The sequence below is a fragment of the Streptomyces sp. NPDC014006 genome (assembly GCF_043088925.1).
Lineage (GTDB): Bacteria > Actinomycetota > Actinomycetes > Streptomycetales > Streptomycetaceae > Streptomyces.
On record NZ_JBICAJ010000007.1, the window covers coordinates 292,464 to 312,304 of the forward strand.

Genomic DNA, 19,841 nt, shown 5'->3' on the forward strand with positions numbered 1-19,841 from the left:
GGCGTCACGCCGTCCGCGCCGTCCCCGTTCCCTTCTCCGCGTCGAGCGCGTACACGCAGCGGTCCTTGCTGCACGCGTACACGACCCCGTCGCGCACCAGGGGCGAGCCGGTGATCTCACCGCCCGTGGCGAGCTTCCAGCGCAGCCGGCCGTCGTCGGCCTTGAGCGTGTAGAGGAGGTGGTCGGTGGAGCCGAAGTGGATGCGGCCCTCCGCCACCGCGGGCGCGCCCACGATGTCGCCACCCGCCTGGAAGCGCCACTTGGGCGTGCCCGTCACCGCGTCCAGCGTGTAGAGGCCCTTGCCGCTGCCGACGTGGACGTGCCCGGCGACGACCAGGACCGGTTCGACGGAGGCGCGGGACTCGGTGGCGATGCGCCAGCGGTCGCGGCCGTCGGTGGCGTCGAGGGCGTACACCGTGCCGAGGTAGTCCGCCAGGTACACCCCGCCGCCGGTCACCGCCGGGCCCGGCACGAAGGCCGGCGGGGAGAGGAACACCGCGGGCGCCTCGAAGTGCCAGCGCACCATGCCGCTCGCCACGTCGAGGGCGAGCACGCGGGTGCCGGCGCTGACGTAGACGTAGCCGTCGGGGGCCTGGGTCAGGCGCAGCGGGACGCCGCCGCAGGAGGCCGCGTCACCGATGGGGTACGACCAGCGCTCGTCGCCTGTGCGGGCGTCGAGGGCGCGCAGCCGGGCCTCCTGCCAGACGTAGACGGTGCCCTCGTGCAGGGCGGGCCCGGCCTCGGGGGACTCGAAGTCGGTCTGGACGCCGGTGATCTCCCACAGCTTCTGCCCGTTCGACGCCTCCCAGGCCTGGACGCCGCCGCCTCGGGTGCCGGTGACGACCGTGCCGCGCTCGGCCTTGAGGGAGTACACCCACGCGTCGGTCTGCAGCCGCCACAGGTCGCTGCCCGTGCGGGCGTCGAGGGCGAAGAGGGTGGGGCCGTCGGAGGCGTGGACCCGGCCGTCGGTGACCGCCATCGACCAGGCCACGTCCCGGGTCTTGAAGCGGCGCCGGCCGGTGGCCACGTCGAGGGCGTGCACCTCGAAGGAGGTGACGTAGACCAGGTCGCCGCCGACGGCCGGGGTGCCCCAGACGTCGTTCGACATGCGGAAACGCCACGGCCGCCAGCCGCTCTGCTGCTGCTCGGGCGGCGCCGGCGGCGGATGGGGTACGGCCGGGTCGGCGCCGCCCACGCCGGGGCGCGGCTTGGACCAGGAAGCGGCGAGGGCGGCCTCGGGCGCCGGTGCCTTGACGGCGGCGGCGCGGAGGTCGGCGACACGGGGGCCGGGGCCGATCGGCACGGCGGCGCCGGCCAGGTGGACCGGGCCCGTGTCGGGCGCTCCCGCGGAGACCGGCGCAGCGGGGACGGCGGGGGCGTGCGGGGGCGGCGGCGGGATGGCGGGTCCGGCACCCTGACCGCCGCCGGATCCGCCGCGGCCGCCGCTGCGCGGGCCCGCCGGGGCCGGCTTGGCGGCGGGGCGGCCGCCGCGGCGGGTCTCGATCATGGCGACGGCCTTCTCCGGCAGCCATGCCGAGGCCGTACCGCTGTCGTCGGAGCCGGAGCCGAACAGGTGCGGGGCGAGCTGGGCCTGGAGGTCGGCCGGGCTGGGGCGGGCGGCGGCCTCCATCTGCATGCAGGACTCGATCAGCGGGCGCAGCTCGTCGGGCAGGCCCTCCAGGTCGGGGCCCTCGCGCAGCAGCATGAACACGGTCTCGACCGGGTTGGCGCCGTGGAAGGGCGGGTGGCCGGTGGCCGCGAAGACCAGGGTGGAGCCGAGGGAGAACACGTCGCTGGCGCCGGTGACGCTGCGGGAGTCCTTGGCCTGCTCGGGGGACATGTAGGCGGGGGTGCCGACGGCGACGTTCGTCATCGTCAAACGGGTGTTCGATACACCGGAGGCGATACCGAAGTCGATCACCCGGGGGCCGTCCTCGACGACGAGGACGTTGGAGGGCTTCAGGTCGCGGTGGACGAGCCCGGCGCCGTGGATGGACTGCAGCGCCTCGGCGACACCGGCCGCCAGCCAGCGCACCGCCTGGGCCGGCAGCGGCCCGCACTCGTTCACTATCTCCTCGAGGGAGGGGGCGGGCACGTACGCGGTGGCCAGCCACGGGACGGCGGCGCGCGGGTCGGCGTCGACGACGGCCGCCGTGTAGAAGCCGGAGACCGCGCGGGCCGCCTCCACCTCGCGGGTGAAACGGACCCGGAACAGCTGGTCCTCGGCCAGCTCGGTGCGCACCGTCTTGATCGCCACGCGCCGGCCGGACGCCGAGCGTGCCAGATAGACCAGCCCCATGCCGCCGGCACCCAGCCGTCCCAGCACCTCGAACGGCCCGATCCGCCGCGGATCGTGCTGCGTCAGCTGATCCACCACTTGCCTGCCACCTCCCCGTACGAGCCGCGTATCACCTGCTTGTGGACACGGCCGAAGTGCAGCGTCTCACCACCGCACCGCCGTGGCGGCACGCACCCTGATTCTTCCTGTCCCGGGCACCGGTTGCGAACCCGGTGACGAGAGGGGTGTCTCACACTATTTCAGGATGAAAGTGACAGTTCAGACGCCGTTACGGCCGCTCCAGCACCGCGAACGACGCCCCCTGGTCGTCCGTGACCACCGCCACCGTGCCGTAGGACGTCGTGAACGGGTCCGCCTGCACCCGCCCGCCGAGCCGCTGCACCCGGCCGAGGGCCTCCGCACAGTCCCCCACCCGGAAGTGGACCAGGAAGTGCGGTGGCATCTCGGCGGGGAAGACGTCGACGACCGGGGCGCGGCCGAAGCGGGGCTCGGCGCCGGACCCGAACAGCGCGTCGTGGAAGAGGTCGCCGTAGAAGGTGTTGGCGGCGGCGGTGTCGCGTGCGTACAGCTCAACCCAGGCGAAGGTGCCCTCGTCCCGGCTGCGGCCGAAGCCGGGGTGGCTGCCCGGCTGCCACAGGCCGAAGACGGCACCCTCGGGGTCGGTGGCCAAGGCGGCGACGCCCAGCTCGCCGACCTCCAGCGGGGCGGTGACCACCTGTCCGCCGGCCGCCCGGATACGGCGGGAGAGCGCCTCGGCGTCGGGGGTGGCGAAGTGGACGGTCCAGACGGTGGGCAGCCGCCCGTCGGTCTTGCGGGCGAGCGCGGCGACCGGTTCCCCGTCCAGGCGGGCCCATACCGAGTCGCCGTGGGCGGCCTCGAAGGTCCACCCGAAGAGCTCACCGTAGAACCGCTTGCCCGCCTCCACGTCCGGCAGCTGGGCGTCCACCCAGCAGGGGGCGCCCTCGGGGTACGTGGATGAGCTGTTTTCGGCCATGCCGCCAAAGTAGCGGGACCACGCGCACCGCGCAGACCAGGCACACCAGCCTCCGCACCCCCGTGCACCCCATTTGCAGTCGGCCAAATCGCGCTACGACACCCCCTCGGTAAGCTGACGGCATGACAGGACAAGTGCGTACCGTCGACGGCCGCGTGGCCGGCCGGCGAGGGCAGGCGACCCGCCAGAAGCTGCTCGACTGCCTCAGCGAGATGCTCAGCTCCTCTCCGTACCGGGATGTCAAGGTCATCGACGTGGCCCGGAAGGCGGGCACTTCGCCCGCGACCTTCTACCAGTACTTCCCGGACGTCGAAGGCGCCGTCCTGGAGATCGCCGACCAAATGACCGCCGAGGGCGCCGTCTTGGCCGAGCTGGTGAAGGGCCGGTCGTGGGCCGGCAAGGCCGGCTGGCAGAGCGCGCAGGAACTCGTCGACGGCTTCCTCGAGTTCTGGCGCCAGAACGACGCGATCCTGCGCGTGATCGATCTCGGCGCCGCAGAGGGCGACAAGCGCTTCAACAAGATCCGCATGAAGATCCTCAACGCGGTGAACGGCTCCCTCGCGGAGTCGATCTCCGAGCTGCAGGCCAAGGGCAGGATCGACAAGGACGTGAACCCCGCGGCGATCGCCGGCGCGCTCGTCGCGATGCTCGCGGCGGTGGCCTCCCACCAGAAGGGTTTCACGGCGTGGGGTGTGAAGCAGGCCGAACTGAAACCGAACCTCGCGCTGTTGGTGCATCTGGGCGTCACCGGCAAGAAGCCGACGCGGTAGGCGCCGGCACTCCGCCCGGCCTGTTGCACCGAGCTCCGAGTCCTGTCTGGCAGGCGGTGGTCCACCCAGGTGGACCACCGCCTGCTGCGTATCCGGCTCCGCCGTGTTACGGAGTACGGCCCCGCGGTTTCCGCCCCGGGGGCTGACACCCCCTATTCCCGCCCCGGGCTCCCCAGCGGGCGCCGGTTCGGCAGCGCCCCAAGGAGGCGCGGGGAACTGCGCGACCACCACGACGGCGCCGCGGACGGAAGACGGCCCGTCCCGGTACAGACAGCGGAGCGTCACGCCGGCAGCGGGCGGTCCTTGACCACGTGCTTCATCACCAGCGTGGACGTCAGGCGCTGGACGCCCGGCAGGGTGGCCAGGCGGTCGTCGTAGAGGCGCTGGTAGGCGGCGAGGTCCGCGGCGACCACGCGGAGCAGGTAGTCCGGTTCGCCGAACAGCCGCTGCGCCTCCACCACCTCCGGCACCTCCCCGAGGGCCCGCTCGAAGCCGGCGACCGTCTCCCGGTCCTCCTGCCGCATCGAGACGAAGACCAGCGCCTCGAAGGTCAGCCCCACCGCCGCCGGGTCCACCATCGCCCGGTATCCGCTGATCGCGCCCGACCGCTCCAGCTCACGCAGCCTGCGATGGCACGGCGAGACACTCAGGCGCACCCGCGCGGCCAGCTCCGTCACGGTCAGCCGCCCGTCCTGCTGAAGCTCGGCAAGGATTTTCCGGTCCACGTCGTCCATGGGGCAAATCTTCCCCCGACGTGCGAGAGCAGGGGCAAATTTCGGGAACACTTTCGGGCGGATCGCGCCTAATGTCCCCGGTATGGACTCCGCGACCCTCCTCTCCTTCCTCGCCCTGGACTTTCTGCTGGTCTGCGTGCCGGGCGCCGACTGGGCGTACGCGATCGCCGCGGGCCTCGGCGGCCGCAGGGTGACCCTGGCCGTGGCCGGTCTGGTCGCCGGGTACGCGGTGCACACGGCGCTGGCGGCGGCGGGGCTCGCGGTGCTCGTGGCGGGCTCTCCGGCGCTGCTGACCGCGCTGACCGTGGTGGGCGCGGGGTACCTGGTGTGGCTGGGCTGGAACGTGCTGCGCCGGCCCGTGACGCCGGACGCCGGGGAGTCGATGGACGCGCGGGGCGGCCTGCGGGTCTTCGGGCGCGGGGCCGCGATCAGCGGCCTGAACCCCAAGGGGCTGCTGCTCTACCTCTCCGTCCTGCCCCAGTTCCTCACCGTGCGCGGCAACCGTCTGCCGGTGCCGGCGCAGACCGCCGTGCTGGGCGTGCTGCACATGGCGTGCTGCACCGCCGTCTACCTGGCGGTCGGCCTGCTGGCCCGCGCGGTGCTGGGCGCCCGGCCGGCCGCCGCCCGCGCGGTCACCCGGACGTCGGGTGCGGCCATGCTGGGCATCGGCGCGTTCTTGCTGGTGGAGCGCCTGGCCACGCTGTGAGAACGGCCGTGCCGGGGTCAGGGCCGTCCGGGTGCCGTCAGCAGCCGCCCCTCCACCGTGCCGATCACCACCCGGCCGTCCTCGGCGGCGGTCAGGCAGGTCGGGGTGTAGGTGTGCCCGTCGAGGGTGAGGGGCGTACGGCGTACGACCGTGCCGTCCGTGGCGCGCAGGGTGAGCAGTTCGCGCTCGCCCGTCACCGCGTGGAGGTGGCCGTCGTGGACGTCGACGTCGGTCACCCGGGTGCCGAAGCGGTGCACCCAGAGCGGATCGCCGCCCGGGAAGGCGCGGCGCACCAGGTGGTCGTCCCGGCGGACCGTGCAGGCGTGCACGAGTCCCGGGCCGGCCGCGTCGTCGACGTACACGGCGGGCCCCGCGTGCGGGGACGCGCCGGGCGTGCCGTCCCAGGACAGCGGGAAGAGCCGCTCGACACCGGCCGGGGAGAGCCGGACGACCCACTTGTCCAGGTGTTCCGTGCGGGTGCCCTCCTCGCCGTAGCCGCGCAGGACCAGCAGATGCGGCGAGCGGCGCACCCGCAGGCCGAACGAACGGTCGCTCTCCCCCAGCGGCACTTGAGCCAGACGCCGCCCGCTCGGAGTGTACACGACGCTGTCGTACGGGGGCCAGCGCGGGCCGGGGAAGATGTCGCGGGAGTCTCGGGCCACCCAGGCGCCGTCGGCGCGCCAGGCGAGGGCGACGGGGAAGTCGAGCTTCTGCTCGGCCAGTTGGCTGCCGTCGGCGAGCGAGAGGCGGCGCAGGAAGGTCGTCGGGTTGCTGCTGTCGCCGTAGCGGACGGTCACCCAGGCGCTCTCCTCGTCCGGCGAGACGTACAAATGACCGCCGTTGCGGTGGAAGGACTCCTCCGGCTCCGGCACCGACCACAGCAGGGTGCCCTCCGGCGACCAGCACTCCAGCAGGGTCCCGGTCTGCAGGGCGGCGAGCACCCGGCCGTCGCGCAGCGACTCCACGAGGGCCACCCCGGAGCGGCGGTTCCAGGCCCGGCCGTGCTCGGCGGCGAGAGCGGCGAGGTACTGCTGCGGATGCCTGATCTCCGGTCCCTCCATCCGGCTCCAGTCGACCACCATCTCCCCGCGCGGCCAGCCGAGCGGCGCCGCGAGGTCCTCGGCACGCACACCGGACCAGTCGTCCCGCACGACGGTGGCGCGGGTGTGGGTGGTGCGGCCCGGGTCCGCGAAGTCGACGACGGGTTCGGCGAAGAGCACCTCCAGCCGCCGGGCGTCCCGCCAGCGCAGATGGACGACCCCGGCACCGGCGACGGTCATGCCGGTCCGGCGGCGCGTCCCGGGCTCGTACAGGTACAGCCCGCCCCGGCGCTCGAACTCGTCCCCGGCCTCGGTGCCGACGGCGAGGACGGGCAGCCGCGGATGGAAGGCGATCAGCTCGACGCCCTCCCGAAGCCGGAACTGGTCCCACAGGGCCAGATCGGCCGTCCGGTACACGGCGACACGGCCGTGATCGGCGCCGTCGGTCGCGTGGCAGCTGACGGCGAGCCAGCGGCCGTCGGCGCTGACGGCGGTGATGTACGGGTGACCGATCTCGGGGAACGGGTCGTCGGGTATCAGACGCATCCGGCCGAGGCTACCGCCCGGTGATCTTCGCGGCCCGGCCATACTTCCGCTCATGGCAACCCACCTGCACGAGCTGCTGAGGTCACTTCGGGTGTGGGACCCGGAGGTGACCCGGCTGCCGTCCCTCGATCCGGACGCCGCCCCCGCCGATCCGCTCGCCCTCTTCGAGGAGTGGTTCGCGGACGCGGTGGCGGCCGGGCAGCCGGAACCGCACACCATGTCGCTGGCCACCGCGGACGCGGAGGGCCTCCCGGACGTGCGGATCGTCATGCTGCACGGCGCCGACGCCGACGGCTGGGCCTTCGCCTCGCACGCCGTCAGCCACAAGGGCCGCCAGCTCGCCGCACGGCCGTATGCCGCCCTCTGCTTCTACTGGCCGGTGCTGGGACGGCAGGTGAGGGTGCGCGGGCCGGTCACCGTGGCGCCGCCCGCCCAGGCCCAGGCGGACCTGCACGCCCGCTCCACGGGAGCGCTGGCGGCCGCGCTCACCGGGCGGCAGAGCGAGCCGCTGGAGTCCGTCGAGGAGTTGCGGCGCGCCTCGCAGGCCGCGTGGGACCGGGCCCGGCGCGAGCCGGACGCCCAGGCACCGACGTGGACGCTGTACCGGCTGCGGCCCGAGGAGGTGGAGTTTTTCCAGGGGGACGAGGCGCGGCGGCATGTGCGGGTGGCGTACCGGCGGCAGGACGGTGAGTGGGTCAGGGGGTTGCTGTGGCCGTGACTTCGGCGGCTGAGGCGTCTGAGGCGTCTGAGGCGTCTGCCGGTGTGAACTCCCATACCGTGAAGTCGGCCACCGGACGGTAGCCGATCCGCTGGTACAGGGCGTTGCTGGTGGGGTTGGCCAGGTCGGTGAAGAGGAGGACCTCGTCGGCGCCGGCGGCGAGCGCGGCGCGGCTGACCTCGACGGTGGCGGCGCCCGCGTAGCCGCGGCCGCGCAGGTCCGCCGGGGTGTAGACGGGGGCCACCCGGACCTGCCCGGCGACCAGACGGGTCACACCGGCCATGGCGACCGGGGTGCCGTCCGGCCTCTCCCAGAGGGTGACGCCGCCGTAGGCGATCCGCGCGTCGGCCCAGGCCCCGGCGTCGGTCGGCACGGATTCGCCGACCGCCTCCGCGAACTCGGCGAACCAGCGGGCGAGCAGGGCGCGGTCACCGGCGGTGGCGACGCGGGGGCGTCCGGGCGGGGACGGCTGGGGTGCCGTCAACTCGGCGAGGCGGTACAGGCGTTGCCGCTTGCCGGCCTGGCCCGTGGCGCCGGTGCGGCTCTGCCAGGCCGCCGCGAAGGCCGCCGCCGTGTCCTGGTCGGCGGTGACGCCGGACGGGTCGTGGCCCTCGGCGGCCAGATGCGCGGCGAGGGCGTCGGCGTCGGACTCGGACAGGGCGGTGACGTTGAGGGGCCACGGGGGCGTGCGCACGAAGACGGCCTCGACGGTGCCGGCGCGTTCCAGGACGCCGAAGACGGGGTCGCCGTCGCCGAACGCGTGCAGGCCTCGGTGGCGCAGCGCGTCGGTCACGGAGAGGGGGAGGGTGTGGGCGGCCGGACGGGAGTGCAGGAAGGTGGCGGCGCGGGCGAGGAAGGCGTCGAGGTCCGGGGTGCTCCACCAGTCGCTCATGCGGGTGCCTCCTGGGAATCGGGGCCGGCCTTGGCGTTGTCGTGCGGCTCGGGGTCGGTGGCGAGGCGGGCGTGCAGGTGGCAGTCGCGGAAGGCGTCACGGCGGCCCGCCTCCCACATCGCACCGCGCAGAGTGCCCTCGTAACGGAAACCGCAGCGTTCGGCGACCTTGCAGGAGACGTCGTGGCCCACGGCGTGGTCGAGTTCGAGGCGGTGCAGGGCGAGGTCGGTGAACGCCCAGCGGGTGGCGACGGACAGGGCGCGGGTGGCGATGCCCTGGCCGCGGGCCTCGGGGAGGATCCAGTAGCCGACGGTGGCGGAGCGCATGGCGCGGTCGATCCGGCTGACGCCGATGTGCCCGAGCGGGGTGCCGCTGTCCGCGTCCTCCACGCAGAACGCCACACCGGTGCCGGCGTCGGCCGCGTCGGCCTTGGCACGGAGGGTGGCGCGGGCGTCGGCGAGGGTGGCGATGGGGCGCAGCGGGGTGTTCCAGCGCTGGAACTCCGGGTCGGAGCAGCCGCGGAGGAACGTCTCGACGTCTGCGTCCGAAGCGGGGTCCCAGCGGCGGAGGCGGAGGTCGTGGGTGCGGAGGGCCGGGGCGGGGGTCATCCGGTCATTGAACATGAGGGGGTGGGGTGGGGGGCGGGGATTTTCCCTGCGGGTGCCTGCCGGCGGCTTGGGTGGGGCGAGGTTGTCGTTCGAGTGCGGGTGCCTGCCGGCGGCTTGGGTGGGGCGAGGTTGTCGTTCGAGTGCGGGGTTCGTTGTGGCTGGTCGCCTTTGCCTGCGGCGGCCTGCGCGGGTTTCGTTGTGGCTGGTCGCGCAGTTCTCCGCGCCCCTTTTGTGCCTGCGGCGGCCCGTTGCTGTCCGGTGGCCGGTTGCGGTAGCGCCTTGCGGTGTCTGTGAGTCGGGGCCGCGGTGGGGGCGGACGGTCCACCGAGCCCGGCGACTTTCTCGCCCGGATCACCCGTACCACCGGCGGATCTTCACAGCCGTGATCAATCCGCAACCAATTCCCCTCTTGACCGAGACCCATCAAACGCGGGCGTGATTACGCTCGCGCTCATGGTCGACTCCCCCACGTCCCCGCGCCCCGCGACCCCGGCGGACCGCCCCGTGTACGTCGTCGGCGGCGGCCCCGGTGGTCTGTCCGTGGCGTACGCGTTGCGGGCCCGGGGCGTACGGGCCGTCGTACTGGAGAGGGCGGACCGGGTCGGCGCGTCCTGGCGCGGTCACTACGACCGGCTGCACCTGCACACCACCCGCCGTCTGTCCGGCCTGCCGGGGCTGCCGATGCCCCGCCGGTTCGGGCGCTGGGTGGCCCGGGACGACGTGGTGCGGTACCTGGAGAAGTACGCCGAGCACCACGAACTGGAGATCGTCACCGGCGTCGAGGTGACGCGCATCGACCGCAAGCCCGACGGCTGGCTGCTGCACGCCACCGGCGGCCGGCAGCTGACCGGCGCCGCGGTGGTCGTCGCCACCGGCTTCAACCACACGCCGTACGTGCCCGACTGGCCCGGCCGGGACACCTACACCGGCGAGTTCCTGCACGCCGGCCACTACCGCAACGCCGAACCGTACGCCGGCCGCGACGTCCTGGTCGTCGGCGTCGGCAACACCGGTGCGGAGATCGCCGTCGACCTGGTGGAGGGCGGCGCCGCACGGGTACGGCTCGCGGTGCGCACCGCCCCGCACATCGTGCGCCGCTCGACCGCGGGCTGGGCCGCCCAGTACACCGGTGTTCTGGTACGCCGCCTGCCGGTGCCCCTGGTGGACGCGCTCGCCCGGCCCCTGGCCCGGATCAGCGTGCCCGACCTGTCCGCACACGGCCTGCCCCGCCCCGGCACCGGCCTGTACAGCAGGGTCACCGAGGGCGCCATCCCGGTACAGGACGTCGGCCTCATCGACGCCGTACGCACCGAGCGGGTGGAGATCGTCGCGGCCGTGGAGGGCTTCGAGAGCGGCAAGGTGCTGCTCGCCGACGGCACCCGGATCGAGCCGGACACGGTAATCGCCGCCACCGGTTACACCCGCGGACTGGAAAGCCTCGTCGGCCACTTGACCGTACTGAACGAAGACGGCCGCCCCACAACCCACGGTGCCCGCACCCCCCACAACGCGCCGGGCCTGTACTTCACGGGCTACACCAACCCCATCAGCGGCATGCTCCGCGAACTGGCCCTGGACGCGGAGAAGATAGCCAAGGCCGTCATCCGAGCCCACGGCACCCACATCTCCCGACTGCCCGCGCACAGCTAGACAGGCACCGCCGACGGGCCGCAGCCCCCGACTCACAGACAACGCAAGGCGCTACCGCAACCGGCCACCGGACAGCAACGGGCCGCCGCAGGCAAAAAAAAAGGGGCGCGGGGAACTGCGCGACCAGCCACAACGAAACCCGCAGGCGAACGACAACCTCACCCCACCGGAGCCGGCGCAGCCCCCCGCCCCCCACCCCGAATGACCAACGCCATCAACGCGGCCACCGCACACAACGCCCCCGACGCGTACCACACCACGTCATAGCTCCCGAAGACATCCCGAGCCACTCCCCCCAGCCCGGCCACCACCGCCGCCCCCACCTGGTGAGAGGCAAGCACCCACCCGAAGACGATCGCGCTGTCCTCCCCGTACCGCTCCCGGCACAGGGCCAGCGTCGGCGGAACGGTGGCCACCCAGTCCAGCCCGTAGAAGACGATGAAGAACAGCATCGGCGGATGCACACTCGGCGCCAGCAGCATCGGCAGAAACAGCAGCGACACCCCCCGCAGCGCGTAGTACACCGCCAGCAGCCGCCGCGGCGAGAACCGATCGGTGAACCAGCCGGAGGCAATCGTGCCGACGACGTCGAACACCCCGATCACCGCCAGCAGCGAAGCCGCAGCCGTCACCGGCATCCCATGGTCATGCGCCGCAGGCACGAAGTGGGTCTGTACCAGCCCGTTCGTGGAGGCGCCGCAGATCGCGAACGTCCCGGCCAGCAGCCAGAATTGCCCCGTCCGCACCGCGGAGAACAGCACGGTGAGCGCACGTCGCGCCGCACCCGTCACGGGTGCGGGCTTCGGCACGAACGCGGACGCGCCGTACGGCTTGGCGCCCACGTCGGCCGGGTGGTCGCGCAGCAGCAGCCAGACGAACGGGACGACGGCGAGCGCGGCGAGGGAGACCGTGACGGCGGCCGGCCGCCAGTCCTGGTTGCGCTCCAGCATCCAGGACAGCAGCGGCAGGAAGATCAGCTGCCCGGACGCGGAGCCGGCCGTGAGGATGCCGCTGACCAGACCGCGCCGCTCGGTGAACCAGCGGTTGGTGACGGTCGCCGCGAACGCCAGCGCCATCGAGCCGGAGCCGAGCCCGACCAGCAGGCCCCAGCACAGCCACAGTTGCCAGGCCGCCGTCATCCACACGGTCAGGCCGGAGCCGATCGCGATCACGGTCAGCGCCGCGGCGACCACGCGGCGGATGCCGAAACGGTCCATCAGCGCGGCGGCGAAGGGCGCGGTGAGGCCGTACAGGGCGAGGTTGAGGGAGACGGCGGCGCCGATGGTCCCCCGCGACCAGCCGAACTCCGCGTGCAGCGGGTCGATCAGCAGTCCGGGCAGGGAGCGGAAGGCGGCCGCTCCGACGATCGTCACGAAGGTGACCGCGGCGACGAACCACGCGCGGTGGATGCGTGGCCGCCGTACGGGCTCCTGCTGGGCGGTGAGTGCTTCGGTCGTCTGCGTCACGTCCTAGAGCTTCCTGGGTGGGCCACTCTCGAACGAGTGGCCCGAGGGACAGCGTTCGCTAGGATCGGGCCATGGACTCAGCCGACCCCGCCGACTCCGCGGACGGCTTCCGTCCGCACCGCATCGTCGTCCTCGCCCTCGACGGGCTGCTCCCCTTCGAACTCGGCATCCCGCACCGCATCTTCGGCCGCCCCAAGGACGCGCTGGGACGGCCCCTGTACGAGGTGGTGACGTGCTCGGTGCGCCCGCCGGGCCCGGTGCAGACGGACGCCGACTTCAGCGTGTACGCCCCCCACGGCCCCGAGGCGCTGGCCCAGGCCGACACGGTGATCGTCCCGGCGTCGTACGAACTCGGCCCGCTGTACGACGAGGGCGTGCTCACCGACGAGCTGGCCGCCGCGCTCGCGCTGATCCGCCCCGGCACCCGGCTCGCCTCCATCTGCACCGGCGTGTACGTCCTGGCCGCCGCCGGCTACCTGGACGGCCGCCCGGCGACCACGCACTGGGCCGACGCCGAGCGCTTCCAGCGCCTCTTCCCGAAGATCGCGGTGGACGCGGACGTGCTGTTCATCGACGACGGTGACGTGCTCACCTCGGCCGGGGTGGCCGCCGGGATCGATCTGTGCCTGCACATGGTGCGCCGCGACCACGGCACGGCCGTCGCGAACGACGTGGCCCGCCGCACGGTCGTTCCGCCGCACCGCGACGGCGGGCAGGCGCAGTACATCGACCGGCCGGTGCCCGATCCGCAGCAGGCGACCACGACCGCGGCGCGGGCCTGGGCGCTGGGGCGGCTGCACGAGCCGATCCAGCTGCGGGACATGGCCGCGCAGGAGTCGATGTCGGTGCGCACCTTCACCCGCCGCTTCCGCGAGGAGACCGGCGTCAGCCCCGGCCAGTGGCTCACCCAGCAGCGCGTGGAGCGGGCCCGGCACCTGCTGGAGTCCACCGGTCTGTCCGTCGACCAGGTCGCCCGGGACGCCGGCTTCGGCACGGCCCAGTCGATGCGGCAGCACCTACAGGCCGCGCTCGGCGTCACCCCCACCGCCTATCGCCGCACTTTCCGCACCACGGCCGGCCGCGTCGACGGTGGCGAGGTCGGAGCCCTGGGCTGACCGCGCCGCGCAGCGCTCGCCCCACCAGCCGACGGCCGTCAGCAGCAGGGTCAGACCGACCCCGGCGAGGACGGCCGTGGACGGCGTCGTCACCTTCAGCAGGGCCCCGGCCAGGGAGCCGGTCGCCGCGTATCCGGCGCCGGCGGCCGCGTACATCACGGAGTAGCCGGCGGCCAGGGCGCTCGCCGGCAGCGCCTCGCGCAGGGCGAGGTTGCGGGTGAGCATGGCGCAGGACTGCAGCAGGCCGGCCGCGGTGAGCGTCGCCGCGATCGCGGCGGTGTGCGGTATCAGCGCGGCCAGGGTCACGCACAGGGCCGTGCCGGTCATCAGCACCAGGCTGCGCGTGGGCAGCGGCCAGGGCCAGTTGCGCAGCCCGTACAGGAAGGCGCCGACTCCCGCGGCCACCGCCATCAAGGTGAGCAGCGGGCCGGACCAGCCGACGCCGACGCCGCGCTGTTCGAGCAGGGCGGGCAGCATGATCTCGGCGAGGCCGAGCGTGGTGAGGCTGGCCGCACCGGTGACGTAGACGGGCCAGGCCCCGGCGAGGACCCGCGCCCCTGCTCTGCCGCCGCTTGTGCCGTCTCCCGCGCCCGTGGTCCAGCCGGCCGGCAGCAGCCACAGGCCCGCGACGGACGTCGCCATCAGCGCGGCCGCCAGCAGCAGCGGCACCCGTGGAGCGGCGCCGAGAGCGAGACCGGCGACGAGGGCCGGGGAGATCGCCCATACGCCCGACATCAGGATCGACTCGGTGGACATCGCCTGCGGCACGGCCCGTTCGGGAACGAGCGCGGTGAGCAGGCTGCGCAGGCCGCCGGCGGCCCCGGCGGGCGCCGCCCCGGCGAGGAGGGCGAAGGCGGCGAGGACCGTCGCGGGCGCACCGGGCCAGGCGCCGAGCCCGGCGAAACCGGCGGCTCCGGCCAGCAGTCCCGCCGCCAGGTGCGGACGGGCCCGGTCGGGACGCAGCCGTGTGCCGAGCAGGGGGGCGCCCACGATCTCGCCTATGACGTAGGCCGTGGCGAGGGCCGCGCCCAGGGAATAGCCGCCGGGCCGCTCGCGGACCAGGAACACCACGGCCAGCGGGGCCATGGCGACCGGCATCCGGGCACCGAGGGCCGTGGCGGCCCAGGCCAGCACCTGTTTCGAGGCAACGTCGCGGTAGGTCATGTCATGACGGTAAAGCGCGGCACCGACAGCCCGCTCCGCCTGTGGAAAACCTGGTCCGGCTCAGCCGCGTCCCCGTTCGCCGACCGGGAGTTGACGGTGCGTCATGCGCTGGGAGGTGCCACGCGGCCCGGCGCGATGACGGCACGCGTCGCCGCCGCGGGCCGGAGTGGGAAGGGGAGTCCGGGAAAAGGGAACGGGAATCCGGAAAATTTGTCCACAGCCTGTGGACAGAGATCGCGCTTCCCATGGCCGACGGCGCGCGGCTGCCCGCCCCGAGCACGGCACCGCGCACCGTCGGCCGGCTTCGGCGCACCAGCCCCGGCTCCCCCGCCCTGAGCCCTCGGACAACCGCCGCCGAACCGGACGACCCGCACTCGCCGAGGACGCCCGCCACCGGCGCCCTCGCCGTCCCCTCACGGCGGATCGCTGACCACAAGCGTGATCAAACGGACACTCGTCGTCAACATGGCGAAGGAGAAATGTTACTTACACCCCGTTTGTCACGGGCGCGCACGGAAGCACACCCCGGGCGCACGGCAACTCCCCGGGGATCGCACAGCAGGGCAGGGCACAGCAGAGCAGGGTCGCGTCGCGGCGCGCGGCTCACGACACCCGGGCCCGCCGGTCACACCGCCTCGAACGCCAGCCCCTCGTACGGCGCCACCAGGCCTCCGCAGATGCTCGCGGAGTCCCGCGTCGCGCTGCACCGGTCCAGTTCGCACCAGATGCGCTTGCCCGCGCCTTCGCGACTCCAGCCCCACCGGTCGGCGAGTCCGTCGACGAGGGCGAGGCCCCGACCGCCGGTGGCGTCGCCGCCCACGCAGCGCGGCACGGGCGCGCACTCACTGGAGTCGGCCACCTCCAGCCGCACCGTCGCCGATTCGGCCGCGACGCCCGGCAGGGACAACCGCAGCACGGCCGGATGGCCGGTGTGCACCACGGCGTTGGTGACGAGCTCCGACACGAGCAGGATCAGCGTCTCGGCGAGGGGTTCGTCGGCCGCTATCCCCGAACCGGCGAGCCTCGAGCGGGCCCACCGCCTGGCCCGTCCGACCTCCGCGGGGTCGGGCCGGATCTCCAGCTGCACTTGAAGCACCTGCACCGCTCACACCATCCGAACCGGCGGACACATGGCCGCGCGCCACGCGAGCACCACGACGACGAGAGCCACGATCGTAGCCATTTTCTGCATGGCCAGGACAATGGCCGGAGCCTGGATCACGGAACGTGAAACCCTTGTACGCCAGCTTGGTTGACGTACCGTCACCTCAACAAGCGCTTCGGGCATATTCCAGCGCGAAGGAGTACCCGTGCGGCATACTGTGCGACGCTCGTCAGGGGGAGTCGAACAGGCACCACCGGCATGGCTCGTACCGGGAACCACTCGCATCTCACACAAGGTACCGGAGCCACCCCTCGACTCCGGGCCGTGACGACCCCCTCCGAGGACACAACCCGGTATCGACGCTCCGTGACACCGCATTGCCACGATCCGCGACATCTTTGGCCATGGCTCAACTCCCTCGCCGGTCGCACAACTCCCGCGCCCTGTACGGCCGGCGTTACTGCGGCACCGTGAACCAGCGGGCGAACGCGGGCACGCTCTCCGCCTCGCCGACCTTGCCGTCGCCGTCCGCGTCCAGCGTGGCGGCCGCGACCTCGGCCGGCTCCCGCGCGACGCCCAGGGCGTGCAGCACGCGCGCGGTGTCGGCGACGGTGGCGAAGCCGTCGCCGTCGGTGTCGGCCACCGCGAGGGCCGCGTGCAGGAAGGGGCGGGCGATCTCGGCGAACCGCTCCGGGTTGTCGCGCAGCCGCTTGACCGCGCAGGTGACGAACTCCTCGCGGGTGATGCGCTGGTCGCCGTCCCGGTCGGCCATCCCGGCCATGCCCTGCCAGAACGCCTCGGCGCCGGCGTACAGCGTCTGCCCCTTGTCGGAGCGGGCAGCGACGCCGAACTCCGCGAGCAGCGCCTTCGCGGCGACACTGAAGTCCGCGCGGTCGATCCAGCCGTTGCCGTCCTGGTCGAAAGTGGCGAACCGGGCGGCGATCTCACGCTCGTACTCGCTGCTGACCATCTCTTCTTCGGCCGCCTTAGGTCGGGGTGGGTGGTGCATCCGGCATGCGAGCGTACGACGTACGAACGAGCGCGGCGGGGAGGTGACGGCGGCTGTACCGAGACCGGCGGAAAACCGGGACAACACTGTGGCAATCGGTGTGAAACGACTCACACATCAGGCCGACAACGGCTCCTCACCGAGGGCGCCCTCGAGGTCGGCGTGCACATCGAACAGACGGCGCACGCCGAGGGCTCCGAGGACCCGGTTGACGTGAGAACCGTCCACAGCCCCCTGGGCGGGCAGCACCAGGCGCAGCCGGCCCTGGCACGAGCGCAGCAGGCGGCGGGCGGCGATGAGGACGCCGACCCCGCTGGAGTCGCAGAACTGCACCTGGGACAGGTCGAGGACGAGGCTGTGCCGGCCTTCGGCGATCACGTCGTGCACCCGTTGCCGCAGCACCGGCGACGTGACCAGGTCCAGCTCACCCGACACCTGGAGCACGGCCCACGCCCCTTGCTCCGAGTCGGTCACTTTGAACGTCACCACCACGCCCCTTGCTCGCCAAACGGAAGGAATTCTTACACTTCCTTGCAGCGCGGCTGCCCAGCGGCGTTTCCCTGAAACGCCCCGTCAAAAACGGGCCCCGATCAGGATCGGCTTGTTTCAGTCGAATTCAATCTCATTTCGATATTGTTCGATCGGGCGCTGTGGTGTTCCGGGGGCGGCTCCTCCGGGTAAGCGCCCTAGCACGCACGACCCCGAGGGGGGCGCACATTGACACAAAGGGGCGTGCGTTGTCAGACGTGCCGACTACATTCGAGATGTCGATGGGCGCACGCTGAAGACGGGCACGGGCTGGGTGAGGGGGCCGTATGGCGAAGAAGGACGCACCGCCCCGCTGGGACCGCAAGATGCAGCAGCGGCTGGCACGCGGGGAGGCGGCAGCCCTCGGCGAGCTCTACGACCGTTTCGCCTCCCTCGTGCACGGGCTCGCGCACCGCGTGCTCGGCGACGAGCGGGCCGCCGACGGCGTGACCCGCGAGGTCTTCGCCCATGTCTGGGAACACCCGGACAGCTACGACCCGAAGCGGGGTCCGCTGCGCACCTGGGTGGCCGACCTCACCCGCCGGATGGCCGTGCAGCGGCTGCGGGCCACCGAGACCGCGGCGCTCGCCCAAGGGGCGCCCGGCTCCCCCGACGAGCTGGAGCGCAAGGTGCGGCACGCCTCGGTGGCGGCCCGCGCCGACTACATCGTGCAGGCCATGCCGGCCCCGCTGCGCGCCGCTCTGGAACTGGCGTACTTCCAGCGCCGCGACTACCGCCAGACCGCGGCCGACCTCGGCGTCACCGAGGACGAGGCCCGCCGCCGGCTCCGCCTCGGCCTGCAACTGCTGTCCACGGCCCACGACGCCGGCACGCCCGGGGCACCACCGGAGTACGGGGGTGCCGCGTGAACGACGCGGAGGGCTTCGCGTCCCACGGCGACGACCTGCCGGGGACCGCCGGCGAGAAGGAGGGCCGGGAGACGGCACACGGCACGGGCGCGATGACCGGCGGCCGGGTCGGACCGGAACCGCGTGGCACGGACGCCTGGGGGGACATTCCGGTGCAGGGGGTGAGCGGTGGGGAATTCATGGAGCCCGGGAGTTCCGCACAGCCCGGCGAGTCCGGGGAGCCCAGGGGTCCCGGGGAGCCTCGGCAAGGGGCTTTCGGGGAGGCGTACGGGTCCGGTGACGGGGGTGGTGCCGCCGGAGGTCCCGGCGGCACCGGTGGGCCCGGTCGCCCCGGAAACGGAAACGGCGACGGGGCCGGCGGTTCCGGCGTGCCCGATCCCGGCAGGCCCCCGCGGATACCCCTGCCCCGGGCGGCCGTCGAGGACAGCGGGCAGCCGCTGCCCGACCCACCACCGGCACCTCAGCCGCCCGCCCTGCCGCACCCGGTGCTGAAGTCGCTGCTCGGGGCGTGGGCGCTGGCCGCCTGCTCCGCGGAGGAGACCGCGGCCGTGGAGGAGCACCTGGGCGGCTGCGGCACCTGCGCCGTCGAGGCGCGGCGGCTGCGCGAGGCCGTCGGCCTGCTCCAGCGTTCCGAGAGCCTCGACCTCGACCCCGGCCTGCGCACCCGGGTGCTCCAGGGCTGCCTCGACCGGCGCCCGCCGCGCATCCCGGTGCCGGAGTGGGCGAGGGCGTACGACGCAGAGACGGCGCGGCTGGACGCGTTGCTGCAGGACTTCGGGGACGCCGAGTGGCACGCGCCCGTGCGGCTGCGCTGGTTCGAGACAGACGCGACCACCACCCGCCGTACCACCGTCGCCGGGGTGATCGCGCATCTGCTGGCCGTCGACGGACTGGTCGCGGTGGCGCTCGGCCTCGACGACCCGCTTGCGGACGTGTCCCCGCAGGCTCCGACGCCCGCGGGGCGCACGGAGTCGTACTGGCGCGCCTCGCGCTTCCCGCCCACCCGCTCGGTGCGCGGGCCCTGGCGGGAGCAGAGCCATGACCTGGTGCGCACCGTGTCGTTCACCGGCAGCACCGCAGGCCTGCTCCAGGTGCCGTACGGGGAGGGCGAACTGCCGCTGCGGGACGCGCTGCTGGACCGCGCCTTCGAGTGCTGGGTGCACGCCGGTGACATCGCCGAAGCGGTGGACTACCCCTACGCCCCGCCCGCACCGCGGCACTTGAACGGCATGATCGACCTGGCGGCGCGGATGCTGCCGCAGGCACTGGCGGCGCGCCGGCAGGCCGGGCTGACTGCGCCCGGCGCGACACGCCACCTCGTGTCCGCCGGGCGGCCGGGGCGGAGCCTGCGGCTGGAGATCGAGGGCTCGGGCGGGGGCGAGTGGCTGATCCCGCTGGACTCACCGGCGGCGGTGGCCTCCGCGGAGCACGAGGTGGCCCATGTCGCCCTGGACGACGTGGAGTTCTGCCAGCTGGCGGCCGGCCACGTTTCTCCTGCGGAGGCTGCGGCAGGGCAGGCCGGGGACAAGGAGGCGATCAGGGATGTGCTGTTCGCCGTGGCGGGGTTGAGCAGAATGTAGGGGGCAGCGTGCGGCGGGGGGTGACTGCACCCACCCAAGGGGCGCGGT

General features: G+C 73.4%; 18 protein-coding genes. 7 read left to right on the forward strand and 11 right to left on the reverse strand.

From position 1 onward, the window contains the following. Positions 1 to 4: 4 nt before the first annotated feature. Both ACF1GV_RS24710 and ACF1GV_RS24715 read right to left on the reverse strand, forming a co-directional pair. Complete coding sequence (locus ACF1GV_RS24710; RefSeq protein ID WP_391684661.1) at positions 5 to 2,377, reverse strand: PQQ-binding-like beta-propeller repeat protein; 2,373 nt, start codon at positions 2,375 to 2,377, stop codon at positions 5 to 7. Between the two features lie 190 nt (positions 2,378 to 2,567). Continuing rightward, a complete protein-coding gene (locus tag ACF1GV_RS24715; RefSeq protein WP_391684663.1) occupies positions 2,568 to 3,293 on the reverse strand; it encodes a VOC family protein in 726 nt (241 codons plus the stop codon). 134 nt (positions 3,294 to 3,427) lie between these two features. Between ACF1GV_RS24715 and ACF1GV_RS24720 the strand changes: the two genes are divergently transcribed. After that, a complete protein-coding gene (locus tag ACF1GV_RS24720) occupies positions 3,428 to 4,063 on the forward strand; it encodes a TetR family transcriptional regulator (RefSeq protein WP_363263720.1) in 636 nt (211 codons plus the stop codon). 281 nt (positions 4,064 to 4,344) lie between these two features. Here ACF1GV_RS24720 and ACF1GV_RS24725 read toward each other — a convergent pair whose 3' ends face one another. Next, entirely contained in the window at positions 4,345 to 4,797 is a 453-nt protein-coding gene (locus ACF1GV_RS24725) for an Lrp/AsnC family transcriptional regulator (protein WP_363263482.1), read from the reverse strand. A gap of 82 nt (positions 4,798 to 4,879) precedes the next feature. On the opposite strand from ACF1GV_RS24725, the gene ACF1GV_RS24730 reads away from it, so the two are divergent. Next, a complete protein-coding gene (locus ACF1GV_RS24730; RefSeq protein ID WP_391684665.1) occupies positions 4,880 to 5,503 on the forward strand; it encodes a LysE family translocator in 624 nt (207 codons plus the stop codon). A gap of 17 nt (positions 5,504 to 5,520) precedes the next feature. Here ACF1GV_RS24730 and ACF1GV_RS24735 read toward each other — a convergent pair whose 3' ends face one another. Further along, entirely contained in the window at positions 5,521 to 7,089 is a 1,569-nt protein-coding gene (locus ACF1GV_RS24735) for a hypothetical protein (RefSeq protein ID WP_391684668.1), read from the reverse strand. A 52-nt stretch (positions 7,090 to 7,141) separates the two neighbouring features. Here ACF1GV_RS24735 and ACF1GV_RS24740 point away from each other — a divergent pair, with 52 nt between their 5' ends. Then, entirely contained in the window at positions 7,142 to 7,807 is a 666-nt protein-coding gene (locus ACF1GV_RS24740; RefSeq protein WP_391684670.1) for a pyridoxal 5'-phosphate synthase, read from the forward strand. Here the strand turns inward: ACF1GV_RS24740 and ACF1GV_RS24745 are convergent. Together ACF1GV_RS24745 and ACF1GV_RS24750 are read right to left on the reverse strand one after the other, a co-directional pair. Then, positions 7,785 to 8,699, reverse strand: a complete 915-nt coding sequence (locus tag ACF1GV_RS24745) for a GNAT family N-acetyltransferase (RefSeq protein ID WP_391684672.1) — start codon at positions 8,697 to 8,699, stop codon at positions 7,785 to 7,787. The two genes, ACF1GV_RS24740 and ACF1GV_RS24745, sit on opposite strands and share 23 nt — an antisense overlap. Next, positions 8,696 to 9,307 carry a GNAT family N-acetyltransferase gene (locus ACF1GV_RS24750; RefSeq protein ID WP_391684674.1) on the reverse strand — a complete coding sequence of 204 codons (612 nt, stop codon included), beginning with the start codon at positions 9,305 to 9,307 and terminating at the stop codon, positions 8,696 to 8,698. Before ACF1GV_RS24750 ends, ACF1GV_RS24745 begins: the two co-directional genes overlap by 4 nt. Positions 9,308 to 9,760: 453 nt before the next feature. On the opposite strand from ACF1GV_RS24750, the gene ACF1GV_RS24755 reads away from it, so the two are divergent. Next, the gene (locus ACF1GV_RS24755; RefSeq protein ID WP_391684677.1) at positions 9,761 to 10,957 is read left to right on the forward strand and encodes a flavin-containing monooxygenase; all 1,197 of its coding nucleotides are present in this window, start codon (positions 9,761 to 9,763) and stop codon (positions 10,955 to 10,957) included. A 158-nt stretch (positions 10,958 to 11,115) separates the two neighbouring features. Here ACF1GV_RS24755 and ACF1GV_RS24760 read toward each other — a convergent pair whose 3' ends face one another. Next, a complete protein-coding gene (locus tag ACF1GV_RS24760; protein ID WP_391684680.1) occupies positions 11,116 to 12,423 on the reverse strand; it encodes an MFS transporter in 1,308 nt (435 codons plus the stop codon). Between the two features lie 71 nt (positions 12,424 to 12,494). On the opposite strand from ACF1GV_RS24760, the gene ACF1GV_RS24765 reads away from it, so the two are divergent. Next, positions 12,495 to 13,538 (forward strand): GlxA family transcriptional regulator, encoded by a 1,044-nt coding sequence (locus tag ACF1GV_RS24765; RefSeq protein WP_391684683.1) that lies wholly within the window; start codon positions 12,495 to 12,497, stop codon positions 13,536 to 13,538. Here the strand turns inward: ACF1GV_RS24765 and ACF1GV_RS24770 are convergent. The 4 genes from ACF1GV_RS24770 to ACF1GV_RS24785 all read right to left on the reverse strand — a co-directional run bounded on the left by ACF1GV_RS24770 (position 13,440) and on the right by ACF1GV_RS24785 (position 17,308). After that, positions 13,440 to 14,702, reverse strand: a complete 1,263-nt coding sequence (locus ACF1GV_RS24770) for an MFS transporter (protein WP_391684685.1) — start codon at positions 14,700 to 14,702, stop codon at positions 13,440 to 13,442. The genes ACF1GV_RS24765 and ACF1GV_RS24770 overlap by 99 nt on opposite strands. Positions 14,703 to 15,327: 625 nt before the next feature. Further along, positions 15,328 to 15,804, reverse strand: a complete 477-nt coding sequence (locus ACF1GV_RS24775; protein WP_391684687.1) for an ATP-binding protein — start codon at positions 15,802 to 15,804, stop codon at positions 15,328 to 15,330. A gap of 460 nt (positions 15,805 to 16,264) precedes the next feature. Continuing rightward, the gene (locus tag ACF1GV_RS24780) at positions 16,265 to 16,777 is read right to left on the reverse strand and encodes an EF-hand domain-containing protein (protein WP_391684690.1); all 513 of its coding nucleotides are present in this window, start codon (positions 16,775 to 16,777) and stop codon (positions 16,265 to 16,267) included. Positions 16,778 to 16,933: 156 nt separating this feature from the next. Further along, positions 16,934 to 17,308, reverse strand: coding sequence for an STAS domain-containing protein (locus ACF1GV_RS24785; protein ID WP_391684692.1), 375 nt, complete (start codon positions 17,306 to 17,308; stop codon positions 16,934 to 16,936). Between the two features lie 323 nt (positions 17,309 to 17,631). Here ACF1GV_RS24785 and ACF1GV_RS24790 point away from each other — a divergent pair, with 323 nt between their 5' ends. Further along, on the forward strand, positions 17,632 to 18,213 hold the full coding sequence (locus ACF1GV_RS24790) for a sigma-70 family RNA polymerase sigma factor (RefSeq protein ID WP_391684695.1): 582 nt from the start codon (positions 17,632 to 17,634) through the stop codon (positions 18,211 to 18,213). A 179-nt stretch (positions 18,214 to 18,392) separates the two neighbouring features. Further along, entirely contained in the window at positions 18,393 to 19,793 is a 1,401-nt protein-coding gene (locus tag ACF1GV_RS24795; RefSeq protein WP_391685094.1) for a maleylpyruvate isomerase N-terminal domain-containing protein, read from the forward strand. Positions 19,794 to 19,841: the final 48 nt, after the last annotated feature.

What these genes read in the sequence shown, in the direction of transcription:
- ACF1GV_RS24795 (WP_391685094.1), top strand. Translation starts at nt 18,393, where the DNA reads ATGGAGCCCGGGAGTTCCGCACAGCCCGGCGAGTCCGGGGAGCCCAGG.
- ACF1GV_RS24745 (WP_391684672.1), bottom strand. Translation starts at nt 8,699, where the DNA reads ATGAGCGACTGGTGGAGCACCCCGGACCTCGACGCCTTCCTCGCCCGC.
- ACF1GV_RS24730 (WP_391684665.1), top strand. Translation starts at nt 4,880, where the DNA reads ATGGACTCCGCGACCCTCCTCTCCTTCCTCGCCCTGGACTTTCTGCTG.
- ACF1GV_RS24715 (WP_391684663.1), bottom strand. Translation starts at nt 3,293, where the DNA reads ATGGCCGAAAACAGCTCATCCACGTACCCCGAGGGCGCCCCCTGCTGG.
- ACF1GV_RS24735 (WP_391684668.1), bottom strand. Translation starts at nt 7,089, where the DNA reads ATGCGTCTGATACCCGACGACCCGTTCCCCGAGATCGGTCACCCGTAC.
- ACF1GV_RS24755 (WP_391684677.1), top strand. Translation starts at nt 9,761, where the DNA reads ATGGTCGACTCCCCCACGTCCCCGCGCCCCGCGACCCCGGCGGACCGC.
- ACF1GV_RS24790 (WP_391684695.1), top strand. Translation starts at nt 17,632, where the DNA reads ATGGCGAAGAAGGACGCACCGCCCCGCTGGGACCGCAAGATGCAGCAG.
- ACF1GV_RS24770 (WP_391684685.1), bottom strand. Translation starts at nt 14,702, where the DNA reads ATGACCTACCGCGACGTTGCCTCGAAACAGGTGCTGGCCTGGGCCGCC.
- ACF1GV_RS24740 (WP_391684670.1), top strand. Translation starts at nt 7,142, where the DNA reads ATGGCAACCCACCTGCACGAGCTGCTGAGGTCACTTCGGGTGTGGGAC.
- ACF1GV_RS24725 (WP_363263482.1), bottom strand. Translation starts at nt 4,797, where the DNA reads ATGGACGACGTGGACCGGAAAATCCTTGCCGAGCTTCAGCAGGACGGG.
- ACF1GV_RS24780 (WP_391684690.1), bottom strand. Translation starts at nt 16,777, where the DNA reads ATGGTCAGCAGCGAGTACGAGCGTGAGATCGCCGCCCGGTTCGCCACT.
- ACF1GV_RS24765 (WP_391684683.1), top strand. Translation starts at nt 12,495, where the DNA reads ATGGACTCAGCCGACCCCGCCGACTCCGCGGACGGCTTCCGTCCGCAC.
- ACF1GV_RS24750 (WP_391684674.1), bottom strand. Translation starts at nt 9,307, where the DNA reads ATGACCCCCGCCCCGGCCCTCCGCACCCACGACCTCCGCCTCCGCCGC.